Source organism: Providencia burhodogranariea DSM 19968, from assembly GCF_000314855.2.
Taxonomy (GTDB): domain Bacteria; phylum Pseudomonadota; class Gammaproteobacteria; order Enterobacterales; family Enterobacteriaceae; genus Providencia; species Providencia burhodogranariea.
The window spans coordinates 2000120-2016332 of sequence record NZ_KB233222.1 but is presented as its reverse complement, the minus strand read 5'-3'; the positions used below and the strand labels follow the sequence as shown (position 1 = coordinate 2016332).

The 16213-nt window shown below is 38.1% G+C and carries 15 protein-coding genes and 1 pseudogene; 6 read left to right on the top strand and 10 right to left on the bottom strand.

All coding sequences use genetic code 11. The annotated features are described in order from the left end of the window. Nucleotide 1: 1 nt before the first annotated feature. From lsrG to OOA_RS08630, 3 genes are all read left to right on the top strand, one after another. Nucleotides 2–298: a (4S)-4-hydroxy-5-phosphonooxypentane-2,3-dione isomerase gene (gene lsrG, locus OOA_RS08640; protein WP_008911761.1), complete on the top strand. Its 297-nt coding sequence runs from the start codon at nucleotides 2–4 to the stop codon at nucleotides 296–298. A gap of 161 nt (nucleotides 299–459) precedes the next feature. Continuing rightward, on the top strand, nucleotides 460–1140 hold the full coding sequence (locus tag OOA_RS08635; RefSeq protein WP_008911760.1) for a hypothetical protein: 681 nt from the start codon (nucleotides 460–462) through the stop codon (nucleotides 1138–1140). Between the two features lie 226 nt (nucleotides 1141–1366). Next, complete coding sequence (locus OOA_RS08630) at nucleotides 1367–1825, top strand: YbaK/EbsC family protein (protein ID WP_008911759.1); 459 nt, start codon at nucleotides 1367–1369, stop codon at nucleotides 1823–1825. 14 nt (nucleotides 1826–1839) lie between these two features. Here OOA_RS08630 and OOA_RS20475 read toward each other — a convergent pair. Together OOA_RS20475 and OOA_RS08620 are read right to left on the bottom strand one after the other, a co-directional pair. Further along, a pseudogene (locus tag OOA_RS20475) lies at nucleotides 1840–2379 on the bottom strand (GNAT family N-acetyltransferase). An 11-nt stretch (nucleotides 2380–2390) separates the two neighbouring features. Further along, nucleotides 2391–2834, bottom strand: a complete 444-nt coding sequence (locus tag OOA_RS08620) for a GNAT family N-acetyltransferase (RefSeq protein WP_008911756.1) — start codon at nucleotides 2832–2834, stop codon at nucleotides 2391–2393. Between the two features lie 249 nt (nucleotides 2835–3083). Here OOA_RS08620 and OOA_RS08615 point away from each other — a divergent pair, with 249 nt between their 5' ends. The 3 genes from OOA_RS08615 to agp all read left to right on the top strand — a co-directional run bounded on the left by OOA_RS08615 (nucleotide 3084) and on the right by agp (nucleotide 6787). Next, nucleotides 3084–4061 carry a GlxA family transcriptional regulator gene (locus tag OOA_RS08615; protein WP_008911755.1) on the top strand — a complete coding sequence of 326 codons (978 nt, stop codon included), beginning with the start codon at nucleotides 3084–3086 and terminating at the stop codon, nucleotides 4059–4061. Between the two features lie 79 nt (nucleotides 4062–4140). Further along, nucleotides 4141–5151, top strand: coding sequence for a type I glyceraldehyde-3-phosphate dehydrogenase (gene gap / locus OOA_RS08610; protein ID WP_008911754.1), 1011 nt, complete (start codon nucleotides 4141–4143; stop codon nucleotides 5149–5151). Nucleotides 5152–5533: 382 nt separating this feature from the next. Next, the gene (gene agp, locus OOA_RS08605; protein ID WP_008911753.1) at nucleotides 5534–6787 is read left to right on the top strand and encodes a bifunctional glucose-1-phosphatase/inositol phosphatase; all 1254 of its coding nucleotides are present in this window, start codon (nucleotides 5534–5536) and stop codon (nucleotides 6785–6787) included. 406 nt (nucleotides 6788–7193) lie between these two features. Here the strand turns inward: agp and OOA_RS08600 are convergent, their stop codons facing one another. The 8 genes from OOA_RS08600 to ttrR form a co-directional block, all read right to left on the bottom strand. Beyond that, nucleotides 7194–7631, bottom strand: coding sequence for a universal stress protein (locus OOA_RS08600; RefSeq protein ID WP_008911752.1), 438 nt, complete (start codon nucleotides 7629–7631; stop codon nucleotides 7194–7196). Nucleotides 7632–8005: 374 nt separating this feature from the next. After that, complete coding sequence (locus tag OOA_RS08595; protein ID WP_008911751.1) at nucleotides 8006–8572, bottom strand: tetratricopeptide repeat protein; 567 nt, start codon at nucleotides 8570–8572, stop codon at nucleotides 8006–8008. Between the two features lie 837 nt (nucleotides 8573–9409). Beyond that, the gene (locus OOA_RS08590; RefSeq protein WP_008911750.1) at nucleotides 9410–9814 is read right to left on the bottom strand and encodes an acyl-CoA thioesterase; all 405 of its coding nucleotides are present in this window, start codon (nucleotides 9812–9814) and stop codon (nucleotides 9410–9412) included. Between the two features lie 208 nt (nucleotides 9815–10022). Beyond that, nucleotides 10023–10817 (bottom strand): PhzF family phenazine biosynthesis protein, encoded by a 795-nt coding sequence (locus tag OOA_RS08585; RefSeq protein ID WP_008911749.1) that lies wholly within the window; start codon nucleotides 10815–10817, stop codon nucleotides 10023–10025. Nucleotides 10818–11089: 272 nt separating this feature from the next. Beyond that, nucleotides 11090–12622, bottom strand: a complete 1533-nt coding sequence (locus tag OOA_RS08580; protein WP_008911748.1) for a peptide MFS transporter — start codon at nucleotides 12620–12622, stop codon at nucleotides 11090–11092. Nucleotides 12623–13115: 493 nt separating this feature from the next. Next, nucleotides 13116–14336, bottom strand: coding sequence for a multidrug efflux MFS transporter MdtG (mdtG, locus tag OOA_RS08575; RefSeq protein ID WP_008911747.1), 1221 nt, complete (start codon nucleotides 14334–14336; stop codon nucleotides 13116–13118). A gap of 64 nt (nucleotides 14337–14400) precedes the next feature. Continuing rightward, nucleotides 14401–15345 (bottom strand): Kdo(2)-lipid IV(A) acyltransferase, encoded by a 945-nt coding sequence (locus OOA_RS08570; RefSeq protein ID WP_008911746.1) that lies wholly within the window; start codon nucleotides 15343–15345, stop codon nucleotides 14401–14403. A gap of 267 nt (nucleotides 15346–15612) precedes the next feature. Then, nucleotides 15613–16209, bottom strand: a complete 597-nt coding sequence (gene ttrR / locus OOA_RS08565) for a tetrathionate respiration response regulator TtrR (protein ID WP_008911745.1) — start codon at nucleotides 16207–16209, stop codon at nucleotides 15613–15615. Nucleotides 16210–16213: the final 4 nt, after the last annotated feature.

The following is a 16213-nucleotide window of genomic DNA, read 5'->3' as shown; positions in this document are numbered from 1 at the left end:
TGTGAATGTTACGTTAGTCGAAATTAATGTAAAAGACGATAAAATCGATGAATTTATTGACGTTTTTCGTGAGAATCATTTAGGCGCAATTCAAGAGCCGGGTAATCTACGCTTTGATGTCTTACAAGATCCTGAAATTCCAACTCGCTTTTATATATATGAAGCTTATGTGGATGATGAAGCGGTGCTTGCTCATAAGAAAACAGCGCATTATTTAAAATGTGTTAAAGGTCTAGAACCTCTAATGACGGGGGCTAGAAAGAAAACCACCTATATTGGTTTATTGCCTGAGGTGTAGAGTGCCATAGTGAGTTGTTTAACGCTAAATCAAAGACATTTATTGAATAAAAGCCTCTGAAATTAATACACTGTTTCTGTTAGTTGGTATCTAACCAATTAGAAGTCAGAGCATAATGCAGAGGCTTTTTTATGGCACGTAACAAAGACTAGGAGAGAATAGTGAGAGCTGATGAGTATATTGCATATTGTGTTGTAAGGGCATTCAAGCGTGAACAAGATCTTTCATTATTAAAGGCGTTATCTTATGTGAAACGCTGGGTTTTACAGAATAAACAAAGTGATGAAATTTTCCAAGAATCGTCAGTAAATGTGTTCATTTCACAGCTAAGGTATCACCTAAAAATAGCAAGTAATGCCCGATATTATTTAAATCAACAGCAACAGGTTGTGATCACTCGAGGTGAACCTTTAGCAACACTATTATCGGTTGAGTGGGATGACGGCAGTGTTATTTTTCAAGCGTCTATGGCTGAGCAAAATATTGTAGGATTGCAAAATGAATTAAGCAATCAATCTGATTTTCAAGCAACGCTACAACAACTCGAACAACTCGCGAGTCATATTGAAGAGCCAAATTTTGCTGCGATCTTTAAATACCAAGCTGAAAAATTAGAAGTGAAACCAGAAAGTAATCAAGCTCTTTGTGAATTATTATTTAATGTAGCGTGCGGTTCTTGGGTATTTGGCGGTATGGGTTCTTGGAATGATTCAGCACCTTTTTTAGCCAATAGTGTAGGTTTATCTTCTCAGTATGACAAGCTGAGTGGCGCTTTAATAAAACACATTTATCATGCACTAAGATTTTCAGCAAATCACTGTGATCAAGACATTAACGTTTGACGAAAATAAACTCATATAATGATGTAAGGTTATCTTAAAATATTTTGAGTGATTAGTTTAGTACACGAGACAGCTAAGGTGGATAGAAATTTTTGTTTAAAATACATTAATATATTTCATTTAGCCTTAAAAATTGCTGCCATTTGAATATTTTTCAATATATAGATTTGGTAATTTAAGCTAAAAATAACAGAGCGTTGAAAATAACAATCAAAGAGAAAAATCAATGAGTATTGAATCTGTTAAAGCTTTTATCTCACAACATGCCCCCGATATCGAAATTATCGAAACAGATGGTGTAACTGCAACTGTTGAACAAGCTGCTATTGTACATAATGTCGAACCCAATCAAATTGCTAAAACGCTGTCATTGAAAGTCAAAAATGAGGTCGTTTTAGTGGTCTGTGCAGGTGAAGCAAGATTAGATAACCAAAAGATTAAGCAGGCTTTAGGATCTAAGGCGAGGATGCTTAGAGCAGAAGAAGTTGTTGCATTAACGAGCCACCCCGTTGGTGGAGTTTGCCCATTTGGTTTACCTTCTGATTTAGCGGTGTATTGTGATGTTTCGTTACAACAATACAGTGAAGTCCTTCCTGCGGCGGGTTCAGTCAATAGTGCAATACGTATTTCGCCACAGCGGATGCTCGAACTAACCAAAGGCGCATGGATAGATATCTGCCAATAAAGCGGGTTTGGGTATTAGTTTGGATTTTGTAACCGATATAGTACATGCTCTTGTAACCAATGCCCTTCAGGTAAAGCCGGGTGATTAAAGTTTTCAGGATCTTTAATCATATCGAGTTTTTTCATTACTGCTTCTGAAGGCGTGTTTTGGACAGCCGTAAAGGCGACAATTTCGTCTAATTTGAGTTGCTCAAATGCAAACTGAATAACAGCTTGTGCAGCTTCTGTGGCATAGCCTTGTTGCCAGTATTCAGATAGAAAACGCCAGCCGATTTCTGTACAAGGTTAGCAAGGAAGGGCATAAGTTGGAATATTCAGGCCAGTAAAACCAATAAATGTATTTTGTGATTTTAATTCCACGGCCCACAATCCCCATCCACCTTGAGAGACAAACCGCGCCATAATAGCCGCCATGAGTTGGTTACTTTGCTCTTTATTCAGTACTGCTGGAAAATAGCGCATCACCTCTGGTGAGCAATTCATTTTTAAGAAAGGCTCACGGTCTAATTCACGCCAACCACGTAAACGTGGTGTATCGAGTTCAATTATTGTCATTTTTTGGCCTACTATATAGTTGTTTCTAGTCGCATATGCAGCAGTGGAAAGGGATTACCTTGTCCATCTTTTTCAGAGCGAGCAAATTGTTTAAAACCCATATGCTGGTAAAAACCAACAGCTTGTAGGTTTTGTTCATTGACGTCCAGCTCATTCACACCTAATTGTTGAATGGCAAAGTTAAGCATTTGTTTACCAAGACCTTTACTTCGGTTTTCTTGAGAGATAAATAGCATTTCGAGGCGATTTTCAGCAATACCGATAAAGCCATTAATTTTATTATTATGGTCTACCACGACAAAAACAGTTAATTGTGGCAAATATTTTTCAAGAATCGCAATTTTTAATTCTTGTATGGTTTCTTCAGTTAGAAAGAAGTGGGTTGCTCTAACAGAAGACTCCCAAACATCAATAATATCATTGAATTGAGTTGAAATAGCTGGTTGTATTTTCATGGACGTATCCGGATAAATGAATTAAATCGAATCTTAAAGTATTTCGATTTTGTGTCAATAGACGGTAGATCTCAACAATTGGCTCATGGTATTTGGCTATGCTTATTGGGTATTTTATATTGAAGTTAAACATTGGCTCGATATGTACTTCATTTCAGTACAATGCATTTGCTTGATTAAATAGTTGGCTTTTCACCATATTTAAGCGCTACACTTGTCATATATAATACCAACCATACAATTAATGCCATGCACACCATTTTGATTATCATCCCTGATGGGGGAATGCTGTTCGAAGCCGCTGGGATCGCCGATATTTTTATGCAGGCAAATCGCCTACAACAAACAGATTTCTCCCATCCTCGCTATCAAGTTACAGTAGCAACAACGCAGCTACATCGTGTAGTTAATGGCATTTCAGGACTAAATCTGCTTGCCGACTATCGGCTGTGTGATCTGGATCCTGCGATTTCCCGCGATACTATCATGGTTACCAGCAAAGGGCTGACCGAAGATGAAGGCGACCGTGTTGTAAGTTGGCTTAAGCTTGCAGCACCGCATGCCAAACGAATTGTTTCGATTTGTGGTGGAGCGCTCTTACTAGCCAAAGCAGGTTTGTTGGATGGACGCCGTGCCACTACACACTGGAATTTGCTTGATACCCTGCAAACACATTACCCATTGGTTGTCGTTGAAAGGGGACCTTTATTTATACAGGATGGCGTAATTTGGACGTCGGGTGGTGTGAGTTCGGGCTTTGATCTGACTCTGGCGCTGGTTGAAGATGACTATGGATTTAATCTTGCCCGGGAAGTCGCACAAGATCTTGTCATGTTTCTACGCCGCCCCGGTGGACAGGCTCAGTTTAGCCGATATTTGTTAAATCAAGCCAATGAAGGTCCAATCCGTGATCTTCAGGTATGGTTACCTGATAACCTCACAGACGATTTATCTGTAGAAAATTTAGCGGAACGCACTGCAATGAGCCTACGTAATTTTACTCGAGTATTTACTCGCGAAACCGGAATTACACCAGCAAAGTATGTGGAAGAGGTTAGATTAAATGCTGCCAGACAATATCTTGAACAAACGATGCAGAGTATTGAACAAATCGCTGTTAACACTGGATTTGGTACGAGCTTAAACCTACGCAGGGTTTTTGAACGCAACTTACATCTGACCCCAACAGAATACCGTGAGCGTTTTCACTCTCGAAAGATGGCTTAAATTGTTCTTTTGTTGTCATTTACGCCATCTCTCCTTGAGGCTACTATTAACTTAATTCAGTTAATAAAGGAGTTTTATCATGGTGAAAATTGGTATTAACGGATTCGGTAGAATTGGTCGAAATGTCCTCCGCGCAGCATTGGGGCGTGATGATTTTCAGGTTGTCGCCATTAATGATCTCACAGATAGTAAAACCCTCGCGCATCTCCTTAAATATGATTCATTATCAGGCACGATAAAGGCCGACATTGAAGTAAAAGAAAACCAGCTGTTTGTTGATGGAAAAGCAATTCGCGTATTTTCAGAAAGAGATCCTGCTGCAATTCCTTGGCATAGTGTTGGTGTCGATATTGTTATTGAAGCCACGGGTTTCTTTACAGAAAAAGAGAAAGCTGAGGTTCATATCACTAAGGGGGGAGCAAAGCGAGTCATCATTTCTGCTCCTGCTAAAAATGACGATATTACTATTGTGATGGGCGTCAATGATGATAAATATGATCCGCTTAAACATAAAGTCGTCAGCAATGGTAGCTGTACAACTAACGGCTTGGCTCCCGCAGCTCAGGTTTTACATCAGACATTTGGCATCGAGCACGGACTTATGAATACCACTCATGCTTATACCAACAGCCAAGCATTGCATGACCAACCTGAAAAAGATTTACGTGGAGCACGGGCGGCTGCTGTTTCGATTGTTCCTTATTCTAGTGGTGCAGCAAAAGCGATCGGTAAGGTTATCCCTGAACTTGAAGGTAAAATGACAGGCTATTCTTTGCGTGTTCCAGTACCTGTTGTATCGATTGTGGATTTAACCGTAAACCTTAAGTGTGAAGCGACAGTTGAAGAAATTAACGCTGCATTTGTTAAAGCTGCCGAATCAGGACCTTTAAAAGGTATTTTGGGGTACAGCGAAGAACCTTTGGTATCGAGCGATTATCGCGGTGACCCTCGCTCATCTATCATTGATGGTCTTTCCACGCTCGTTATTGGTGGAAAACTGGTCAAGATCTTAGCTTGGTATGATAACGAATGGGGATTTTCAAATCGCTTGATAGATCTTGCGTTATTGATGGAAAAACGTGGCTTATAAATGCTTATTTACGTCTTGGTTTGAGGTGAAAAGTTCCCATTTTCAGTAAATTTAAGTTCAGTATTACCAGTAATCTTATCTTATTCTAACTTCAGCCCATCAAATAAGGTGGGCTTTTTTATACTATAATTATTGCTATGTATTCTTAAGCGGTTCGATCAGTCACCGCTCATATAAATACCTGTTTAAATGATTTTTCCCATTGAAAACCTATTTTTGAGATATTAATCGCAGAAAAAAAAGTTAGTTGCTTCATGATAAGTTGGTATTAAATTTAATATAAAGATTAATTTGAACAGGTTAAATTAAAAAGAATAAATCAGTAGATGTCATCAAATGATGGCAATTAAATATGACAACAACAAAATGGTGGAGTACGTCGATGAAATATAAGATTCTAACGCTTTGTTTATCAGCTGCATTGTTAACACCAATAGCACCAGCGCTTGCAAGTACTGATAATTTAGAAAATATGCAGCTCGACCAAGTTTTGCTTTTAAGTCGTCATAATTTACGAACGCCTATCGTTAATACAGGCATTTTAACTGAAGTTACGGATAAAAAATGGCCTGCTTGGGATGCCCAAAGTGGTTATTTAACGACAAAAGGCGGTGCACTTGAAGTTTATATGGGGCACTATTTTAGGGAGTGGGCAGACCAAAATAACTTAATTCCTGATGACCTTTGCCCAACAGGCAATGAAAATCTTTTTGTGTATACCAATAGCTTACAAAGAACGATAGCAACAGCCCAATTCTTTATTACGGGGGCATTCCCTGGATGTACCGTTAAAATTCATCATCAACCTGAAATAGGAACGATGGATCCAGTATTTAATCCTATTATTACCAATGATAGCCCTGAGTTTAAGAAAAAGGCATTATTAGCAATGGAGGATCATTTAAAAGGACTTAATCTTAAAGCTGGTTATCAGGAATTAGACTCTATTCTCGATATTAAAAACTCCAAGAAATGCCAAACAGATAAACTTTGTGATCTCTCATCCCAAGAAAATAGCTTTATTATTGAAGCAAATAAAGAACCAGGTGTTTCTGGGGCATTAAAAATTGCTAACTCTGCCGTAGACGCGATTGATTTACAATATTATGAAGGTTTTCCTGCTGACCAAGTTGCGTGGGGGATGGTCGATACCGCAGATAAATGGGTAAAATTAAATACATTAAAAAACGGTTATCAAGAAACGCTATTTACACCAAAATTAATTGCTAAGAATGTTGCTCATCCACTGTTAAATTACATCAATAAAGGCTTCACTTCAGCGAATAAAGGTGAAACAGCCAAGTTTATTATGCTAGTTGGTCATGATTCGAATATTGCCTCGTTAATGTCGGCGATGGATTTCAATCCATATAAACTACCAGAGCAATATGAGCATACACCGATTGGCGGGAAATTAGTTTTTCAACGCTGGCATGATAAGAGTGACAAAAAGGATTATGTCAAAGTGGAGTATGTCTACCAAACGGCTGATCAGCTAAGAAACAATAGCTACCTATCGTTAAAAACACCACCAAAACATGTCACCTTAGAAATGAAAAATTGCCCAATTGATAAAAATGGTTACTGTTCTTGGGAAGACTTCCAGAAAGTAATGACGTCAGCGTTAGAACAATAGTTTTTTATCATTATTATTGCATTCAGCCCGCCAATAAGGTGGGCTTTTTGTTTTTTAAACTATCATCATATAGACCTAATCAATTTGATAAATAGATAATATGAAAATAACCTCGATGCTTGATGTTATCCATAATTGAGCATATTGATATTGATTGAAATTTAAGCTGCTTTGAGAATTAATAGGCTAAAAAATACAGCAGGGAAAAGAAAAAAACCTGCTATAAAAGCAGGGTGTGAAAGCCACGAAATGTTTATGAAGCTTTAATCTAACCTATAAACTTATGAAATAGTCTTATAAATTGTGTGTATTTATTATCTCTGGATTAGCTCGTAATAAGATGATCATATTCAGTCTAAAGCTAAAAAATTGGTTGATAATACTATGTTAAACTTTTTAAATTATACTATCGGATAACAAGTACTGAAGTGTTTGCATAACGCACTACTGATGCGGCATTTGAACCTAGTAAATAAGTCGACATACTTGGGCGACGAGAACCCAGCATGATCACATCGGCATTGACCTCTTCTGCAACAGCTAATATTTCATCTTTAACAGAACCGACTGAAGAGGTGATATACGTTTTATCTTCAGGGATAGAAAAGAGTTTAACTTTTTCTTTTAAGATGTTGAGGATGATCTCTGCTTGTTTTTCATCATCAGGAAAATCACCAGGAAGGATAGTACCGCCATAACGTAAATAGTTTGAAATACCAGAGGTGACTGCGAGAAAATGAACAGATGCATTATTTAGCTTTTGCAAGGCATTTACATGAGGGATAACGAGTTCGGTGAGTGCATCTTCAGTAACGTCAATCGGGACTAAAATTGTTTTATACATAAATCCTCCTTTTGTTTTTTATTTTAACAGTTTAGAACATTTCTCAGTATATTGAAATTAATCATTAATTTTAAATACATATGCTCAGAATAAATCGAGTTATCTATCGATGATAAGTCACGGTATTTATATAAAAATCACTGGATGCTAGATAACATCATAATTTGAAGTATTTACTTCCTTAATATCTATTTAAGCAGCAGATTGACATCACGGGCATGATGAAGAAAGTAGAGGGTTAAATTTTGAGTAACATCGCTTATAGAAATAAATGGGATATAAAACAGGGGGAATGCAAATTTTCAGATAAACATACTGTAAAGACAATGATTAATATACTGCCATAAAAGATGGCAGTATAAATTTTGAATAAGCTATTTTTTACAGGCTTCTTTTAATCCACTTTTACAGGCTTTGTCTAGATATTCTTTAGCTGCGGTATCATCAAGTTCGATACCTTCACCATTTTCATACATTTTAGCGATTTGGTATTCTGCTGGCGGATATTTCTTATCGGCTGATTTTTTAAACCAGTCAAACGCGACAATATAATTTTGTTTAACACCGATACCTTGATAATAAAATTGGCCCATATAATTTTGGGCTTCGGCATTACCTTGAGAAGCGGATTTCTCTAGCCATTCCATCGCCGTTTCAATATTAGGTTCAACACCATTGCCGTTTAAGTACATATCGCCTAAAAAGAGTTGAGCATCTGGATTACCTTTGTTAGAAGCCATGGTTAACCATTTCTTTGCTTTCGGGTAATTTTGCTTAACCTCATTACCAAGATAGTAACCAATACCCAACATTACTTGAGCCTTAACATCGCCTTTTTGAGCCTCTTTTTCTATCAACTTAAGAGTCTCATTTGGAACAGCTGCAAAACTAGAATGGATAGAAACTAAGAAAAGTAAAATTAAACAGTAAATTCTAAACATATTGTGAGTAAATATCTTATTGATTAATAGTTAATGTAATGACAATGTTCACAACTTTAAATCAAAAATTGTTAAACAGATAAGTTAATATTATCAATAGTCATTTTTGTAAGTAAATACCAAAATTTTATTTAATTACTTTACGTCGATAGACCCAGAATATCAATGTGTTTTAACTTATTATATAACAAAACGGCATTACAAGTATCAACAACTAATCATACACAATATAAGAGTTTTTTAATGAAGGCAAACTGCACTATATATAAACAATATAATCATTTATATATAGCTAGGGCTATTTTAGCAAAAGATGGTCGTTTTGAGAGTAAAAGTCATTTGAAAAGGGCTGTTGATATTTTTGTTATGCTATTTTTTATGTTAAACGAAAATGTTAAGAAAGATCATTAACGGAGTTTTTTGTGTGGATATCTTTTTTTGGCGAAATTGGCATATCTAAGTTAAATAATTAAGCTGGAGAGTGGTGAGTTACCAACACAATCAATTGGATTAGTAACTTATCAATACGGCGGATTAGCAGTGTAAACTACTGCCTATAGTAAAAAATGAAGTTAATATAATGATTAATTACATAAGATTAGATTTGTTATTTCTATTAATGAAGGTTAATTATTCACTGTACTTAAAAACGTGACATGTCACGATTAATAGTTTTTAGCAAAAAGGCAATATTGGAGGGTTATTAACTTTTGTTTGAAATTGTTATATTTTCAATGGTCTGTTATTAAACTAAACTTAGTCCGACAGAAAAACATGAGTAGCTAACTGAAATACATGCAAAATCATTAAATTAAATGATCTTGCATGACAATTCGATTAGCTAAGCAGTGGGGTTGGCTTTCCGTTATCATCGACGGCGACAAAATTAAACTGCCCATGAATCACTTCTTCGCGACCTTCTTGGTACATATTTTCTAAAAATATAGAGACATCGACAGTTAAACTTGTTCTCCCTACGCGACTGACTTTACCAACTAACTCAATGATTGTTCCAGATGGAATCGGGTGAGTAAAATTAATCTTTTCAGTAGATACAGTGACTAAACGTTTGCGAGAAAAACGTGTTGCCGTGATAAAAGAGACTTCATCCATCCATGCAAGCGCAGTACCACCAAATAAGGTATCGTGGTGATTAGTCGTGGTCGGGAAAATAACTTTCGAAACACGTGTGATAGAGTTTTCGATTTTTTGTGGGAGGATATCATCAATTTCAAAATGCATAATGTAGCCTTACAATTAATTGCTATAGGTACTATATCGGTCGTACTTTAAGATACCATTGCCCGATGTAATAGGACAAAGCCTATAATCCGAATTCACACTATTTATTTGTAACTTTAGTAATCGTTTTTCAGGCATTTATAGATAATTTGAATAATTTAGGTGATTAAGCGTTAAGTGTAATATGCATTCAAAATAAATTCAGCCATTAATCAATATGTAGCGTTCCTGTCAGGAATAACGCAGCTTTACCTGTCAATTTGACCCGTTCGTTATCAACATGACACTTTATTATTCCACCACGTGCGGAGATTTGATGACCGACTAACTGATTTTTATTAAGTCGTTTAGCCCATAATGGCGCAATAGCACAATGTGAAGTACCTGTAACGGGATCTTCATTTACCCCTTTTGCGGGTGCGAAGTAACGTGAAACGAAGTCCGCATGTTTATTGTCACTTTTTGCTGTAATGGTTAGTCCTTGCAGTGGCAGAGTCGCCATAGACAACATGTCTGGTTTACAGTTTGCTACTTTTTCAGAGTCACTTAAAAAACAGACATAGCGATCTTTAGCAAGCCACAGAGACTCAATTTCCACACCTATTATTTCAGCTAGCTGTGGGTAATCAGCGACTGACACTTGTTGAGTATTTAGGATTGGAAAATCTAGCGTAAAGCCATTCTGCTCTTTGAAAACAGTGAGCTCCCCCGATAGTGAATGAAAAGTAAAAGGGGTGATAGGTAACTGCTTAAATTGATGAAGGACATAGGCGGTTGCGAGTGTGGCATGGCCACATAGTGTTACTTCTAAAGTTGGAGTAAACCAGCGAATATGATTTCCGACTAAAAATGCCGTTTCAGAGAGATTAATTTCAGCGGCAATAGCCATGAGTTGACTATCAGGAAGCCAAGTCTCCAATAATACGACAGCGGCTGGATTACCATGAAATTGTTGATCTGTGAACGCATCGATATAGTAAACAGAAAGTGTCATTTTACGCATAATTCTTTTCCGAAAGGCTGATTTAAGGATGACTCTTAATGAGCGGTAAGTTGTATTGTCAGTTTGGGGTACATTATTTATAAAATAAAAACCGACTTACAAGATTAGCATGCTTATTCTCGAGGGGGGGACTCAAAATAATTCAAAATGTATTTACTATACATGCTAATTAAATTGACATGCGAGAGAGCCATTATGCCATTATAGAGAAAGAGATATAAAAACGTCCGATAAGGAATGAAGGCTTATCGGACATGAAGAGCTATCAATGATTAGTTAGCTTTCGCTTCATTCTCATCAGCATTTTTTAACATTTTTCTGACAGGAATAATCAAGGCTGCTAGAACGATTGCGCAGATAACTAACGCTATCGAAACGTGTGAGAAAAGTTCAGGCATAGAGTTCAATTGATCTTTACTGATATTTCCACCCATGATACCGGCAGCAAGGTTACCTAATGCGCTAGCACAGAACCACAGACCCATTACCTGACCACGCATTTTTTGCGGAGCTAATAAGGTCATTGTCGCTAAGCCGATTGGGCTTAAGCACAGTTCACCCAGTGTCAGTAATAGGATACTTGAAACTAACCAGAAAGGTGACACACCCGTTTGTGTTGCGAGAACTTGGTTTGCAGCCATCATCATGACGGCAAAACCGCCCGCAGCAAATAGGATACCAATAACGAACTTGGTCATGCTGCTTGGGTTCAAGTCACGTTTAGCAAGAGAAGGCCAGAACCAGCTAAATATAGGGGCTAGCAATATAATAAATAAGGCATTAATTGCTTGGAACCAGATGGTTGGAATTTCAAATGAGCCCATTTGGCGGTCAGTATAGTCACGTGCAAAGATATTAAATGATGTTGGTTTTTGCTCAAAGGCCGACCAGAAAAATGCCGCGGCGATTAGTAAGATTAAACAAGCAAGAAGACGGGAACGTTCGCTGCTATTAAGGCCAGCAAAGAAGAACATAAAGACAAAATAGATACCGACACACGTTGAAATGATATAAGCAGAGCTTTTTGCAATCGTCGTTGCATTGAATGGAATTGTACCATTATCGATAAGGACAACCAGCACAGCCAGTAATGCCATGGCAACAGTGACCCATTTCCCTACGTTTTTACGTTGCACTGTTGGATGATTCCATGTGGAGTCTAAACCAACTTGTTTGTCATAACGACGCATTTGTGGAATAGCGTAGAAACGGAAGATTAGTAGGGCGATTAACATACCAATCCCGCCAAGACCAAATCCGATATGCCAACCGTATTTTTCGTGCAGTGGACCAATGATCAATGGGGCAATAAATGATCCCATGTTAATGCCCATATAGAACAGCGAGAAACCACCATCACGGCGAGTATCTTCTTTCTTATACAGTGTACCTACCATTACGGTGATACAAGTTTTGAATAACCCAGTCCCTAATACGATCAGGAGTAGGCCAACAAAAAAGAAGGTATTGGTCCAAATCGCGGACATCGCGATAGATAAATGGCCAAGCGCAATAATCAGTGAACCGTACCAAACCGCTCTGCGTTGCCCTAGCCAGTTATCCGCTAGCCAACCACCTGGAAGTGAAGTGATATAAACACCACCAGCAAAGATACCAACGATTGCTGATGCTTGTTCAATCGGGAGTCCCATCCCACCTTGTAGTAATGCTGCACTCATAAAAAGTATGAGGAGTGGGCGTACACCATAGAAGGAAAACCGTTCCCACATTTCAGTGAGGAAAAGTGAACTCAGTGGGTATGGATGCCCAAAAAACGTTTTTGTTTTAGTCGCAGAAGTATTCATCTGTGAACTCCGATAAATTATCTCTTGAGATGTTGTGCGTGATAAAACACCTAGCATTGCTGGAGGTGTCAAAAGTTATAGATATGTTAATTCTATTCTATAAACATATTATTAACATACATTATTATAAAAACCCTTAAAAGCAGAATATATTTATTGTAAAACGTGTATTTTTAAGGTGAAAAATCGATATCACTCGCATATTCCACGATAAGGTAAGGGACAATACAGGAATTTTCTTGACAAGAAAAGAGGTGGTTATAAAACAATCATTATCATTTAAAACAATAAGTTAAGGTGTGTTTTTTGTTTTTTTGCTATAAATTTGAGCAATACCCACAATAAACAAGGTAAATTAATGGCAAAGTGTTATAACAATCATCAATCAAATTGTATGCTATTAATTTCACTTAATTACTTGAATAATTTAAACTGTACAGGTTTTAAATAGTGTTAATGATGAGATGTTTCGGTTTTGTAAGTTCAAAATCAATTAATCAATATTAGGCTTTATATCCTGAGACTGACGTTTAATCATGTACCATGAGTAGATTAAATTGAATAAAACTAATGCGGCAGTAAAGAAAAATACCGAGTTGAAACCATAACTTGCTGCAACAAATGCGCCCATTAGTGGTCCAGTCACATTACCGACATCACGTAACGCTTGGTTATAACTAAAGATCCGCCCAGTAACTTGATGAGAAATATTATAGACAATCAGAGTTTGTACTGCGGGAAGTAAAGCGGCGTTTAAGGCTCCCTGTAAAAAACGCAATATCCCCAGTTCCCAATAACTACTCACTAATCCCATCGGAAAAATGACAAAGATTGAGGCCCCTAAGACAGCAAGTAAAACCTTTTCTGGGCCTATTCGATCACTTAATTTACCAAGCCGAGGCGCACTGATTAGTGCAGCTACACCAGGTATCGAAGCAATCACTCCACTAATAAAGGCCAAATTCTCTATGTTATTGGATAAATCACGGATATAGAGCGTAATCACAGGGTTGATAGAGCCCATAGCGGCTTGAATAATCATTGTGGTAAAGAACAGGCTAATGACCAAATTCTTATTTTTCAGTGAGGAAAATACTTGTTTATTGGTTAGTGCATCTTTGCGTGATACCGGTGTAAATCGTTCATTTACATAAAATAACGTCACAAAAAAACAGATAAAAAGAACAATTGCGGTAATAAAAAAGACGGGGCGAAGACCATATTGGTCAGCGAGTAGCCCGCCAATCAGGGGACCAATTAAGGCTCCACTGACGGAACCTGTCGCTAGCATCCCCATTGCCCAACCCGTTTTCTTCACGGGAACTTGTGTCGCAATTAATGCATTAGCATTAGGGACAAAGCCGCCAAGGAGTCCAAGAATGGCCCTAAGTATCAGGAGTTGCCAAATATTTTGCGCGAAACCAATTAACACCATCACTATCGCCATGCCAAGTGCGGAGCGAAGGAGCATTAATTTTCTGCCTTTACGATCAGATAATCGCCCCCAAAAAGGAGCGGCAATTGCGGAGAATAAAAATGTAATACTGAAAACTGCACCCGTCCACAGACTCAAGGAATCGTGATCGGTTACCCCCAACTTTTCAATGTACAGCGGAAGAAAGGGCATGATCAGGCTAAATGCTGCACCAGTTAAAAAGCAGCCAAACCAGACGAAATAGAGGTTACGTTTCCAATCATTACTTCTGTTAAACATAGACTCCTTACTCATCACTTAAAAAAAGCAGTGGCTGTTAGGGAGCTAACAGCCACTGCTTTATCTAATGATGAATTTTATCTAAGTCACCGTACAAAGAAGGTTCTCCTTTGGGGCGAGTTTTAAAGCGCCGATGAAGCCACATATATTGCTCAGGCGCTCTTAAGATTTCTGATTCGATAATTTTATTCATTTTTGTGGCCACAGCGACTTCGTCATCGGTTGGGAAATTATCGATAGCTGGCTGAATAAGTAATTCATATCCTTTACCTGCGGGTAATCTACGCAGAGTAAAAGGTACGACTAATGGATTACCTAAACGTAATAATAGCGCGGAGCCATTGGTGGTTGCGGCATGAGGTACAGCAAAAAACGGGACAAAAGAGCTATTGCGAGGGCCATAATCATGGTCAGGTGCATACCACAGGATTTCACCTTGCTTTAAAACACGTATCATCCCTTTAACATCCCGGCGATCAAGCATATATTTATTTGAACGAAGACGTCCACGGGTCTGTACCCAGTCGAGTAGCTTGTTATCATTTGGTCGATAAACTCCGATTCCTTGATTCAAAATACCAAAGGCACGGCCGCCTAATTCTAATGTGAGAAAATGGATACCAAGGACAATGATACCTCTGCCTGTTGCTTGAGCAGCGATCATATTTTCGCGGCCTTCGCATTTATACCAGCGGCGAACTCGCCATTCAGGCCAGAACCATGCCATTCCCGTTTCAAAAAGTCCCATTCCAACGGATTCAAAGTTCTTATCAATATAGCACTTGCGCTCTTGCAAACTCATTTCAGGAAAACATAACTCCAAGTTACGATCGGCAATAAAAGCACGCCTTTTTAAAAAATGCTTCGACAGTAGACCCAAACGCGTTCCCATCCAGTAAATCATCGGATAGGGCAGAAGCACGAGAATATAGAGTAGCCCGATACCGAACCAAGTGAGCCAGTAGCGAGGGTGTAGTAAACTTTTATTAAACTTTGGAGCTTGTATCATTGTTTTCCAAGAATTAGGTTAGTTATTCGGAGCCGTTGGTTATTGAAATTTTTTATTGCAACGGCTTATAACGTTGTGGCAGCTGAACTCAGACGCTTCTGATCATAAAAACAAATGAATGATCAATGATATTTGTATTATACCCAAAATAATTCGAGTTGCATGTAGGCGTCCCGAATAGTCGTCATAACCACAGTGATTCGAACTGTTGACTTCTTCTCTATACCTTGCCATCAGCAGCTTTAGGCATTATAAACACATAATAACTTATTCATTTAAAAGATGAGCCGCTTGCAAGGTACTCATCAGTTCAGCTAGGTTCCTCACTTCCATCTTCTCCATCATGCGTGAACGATGTACTTCAACGGTGCGAACAGAAACACAAGCCACATCGGCAATTTCACGATTCAACAATCCTTGCAGGACATATGTACAAATTTCTTTTTCCCGCGGAGTTAATGTTTTGTAGCGCTGTTGTACAAGATAACTCGCAGTGGCTTTCGCTGTTTTAGTGAATGCTTGCTCAAGTGTTTCAGCAAGTCTCTGGCTATCAATGGGTTTTTGTAAAAAATCGACGGCACCCAATTTGACTTGCTCTACCGCCATTGGGATATCACCATGACCAGAAAGAAAAATAACAGCTAATGTACTTTGTTGTGTTTTGAGTAGCTGATGAACTTGCCGACCATCTAGTTTTGGCATACGCATATCAAGTAGTACAACACCTTCTTGATGAAGGTTAGCTCGTTGGGTAAATTCTTCACTGTCATTCCACACAACAGCAATATAACCGAGCGCTTCCAGCAAAAAATGACAGGCATCAGTCACATCAGAGTCATCATCTACTAGGTGTATAACTGGCATTAAT

Excerpts from the sequence above, each read along its gene's own strand:
- OOA_RS08585 (WP_008911749.1), bottom strand. The coding sequence starts at position 10,817 with ATGCGTAAAATGACACTTTCTGTTTACTATATCGATGCGTTCACAGAT.
- OOA_RS08615 (WP_008911755.1), top strand. The coding sequence starts at position 3,084 with ATGCACACCATTTTGATTATCATCCCTGATGGGGGAATGCTGTTCGAA.
- OOA_RS08600 (WP_008911752.1), bottom strand. The coding sequence starts at position 7,631 with ATGTATAAAACAATTTTAGTCCCGATTGACGTTACTGAAGATGCACTC.
- OOA_RS08595 (WP_008911751.1), bottom strand. The coding sequence starts at position 8,572 with ATGTTTAGAATTTACTGTTTAATTTTACTTTTCTTAGTTTCTATCCAT.
- OOA_RS08630 (WP_008911759.1), top strand. The coding sequence starts at position 1,367 with ATGAGTATTGAATCTGTTAAAGCTTTTATCTCACAACATGCCCCCGAT.
- mdtG (WP_008911747.1), bottom strand. The coding sequence starts at position 14,336 with ATGTTTAACAGAAGTAATGATTGGAAACGTAACCTCTATTTCGTCTGG.
- OOA_RS08590 (WP_008911750.1), bottom strand. The coding sequence starts at position 9,814 with ATGCATTTTGAAATTGATGATATCCTCCCACAAAAAATCGAAAACTCT.
- gap (WP_008911754.1), top strand. The coding sequence starts at position 4,141 with ATGGTGAAAATTGGTATTAACGGATTCGGTAGAATTGGTCGAAATGTC.
- OOA_RS08580 (WP_008911748.1), bottom strand. The coding sequence starts at position 12,622 with ATGAATACTTCTGCGACTAAAACAAAAACGTTTTTTGGGCATCCATAC.
- ttrR (WP_008911745.1), bottom strand. The coding sequence starts at position 16,209 with ATGCCAGTTATACACCTAGTAGATGATGACTCTGATGTGACTGATGCC.
- OOA_RS08620 (WP_008911756.1), bottom strand. The coding sequence starts at position 2,834 with ATGAAAATACAACCAGCTATTTCAACTCAATTCAATGATATTATTGAT.
- OOA_RS08570 (WP_008911746.1), bottom strand. The coding sequence starts at position 15,345 with ATGATACAAGCTCCAAAGTTTAATAAAAGTTTACTACACCCTCGCTAC.
- agp (WP_008911753.1), top strand. The coding sequence starts at position 5,534 with ATGAAATATAAGATTCTAACGCTTTGTTTATCAGCTGCATTGTTAACA.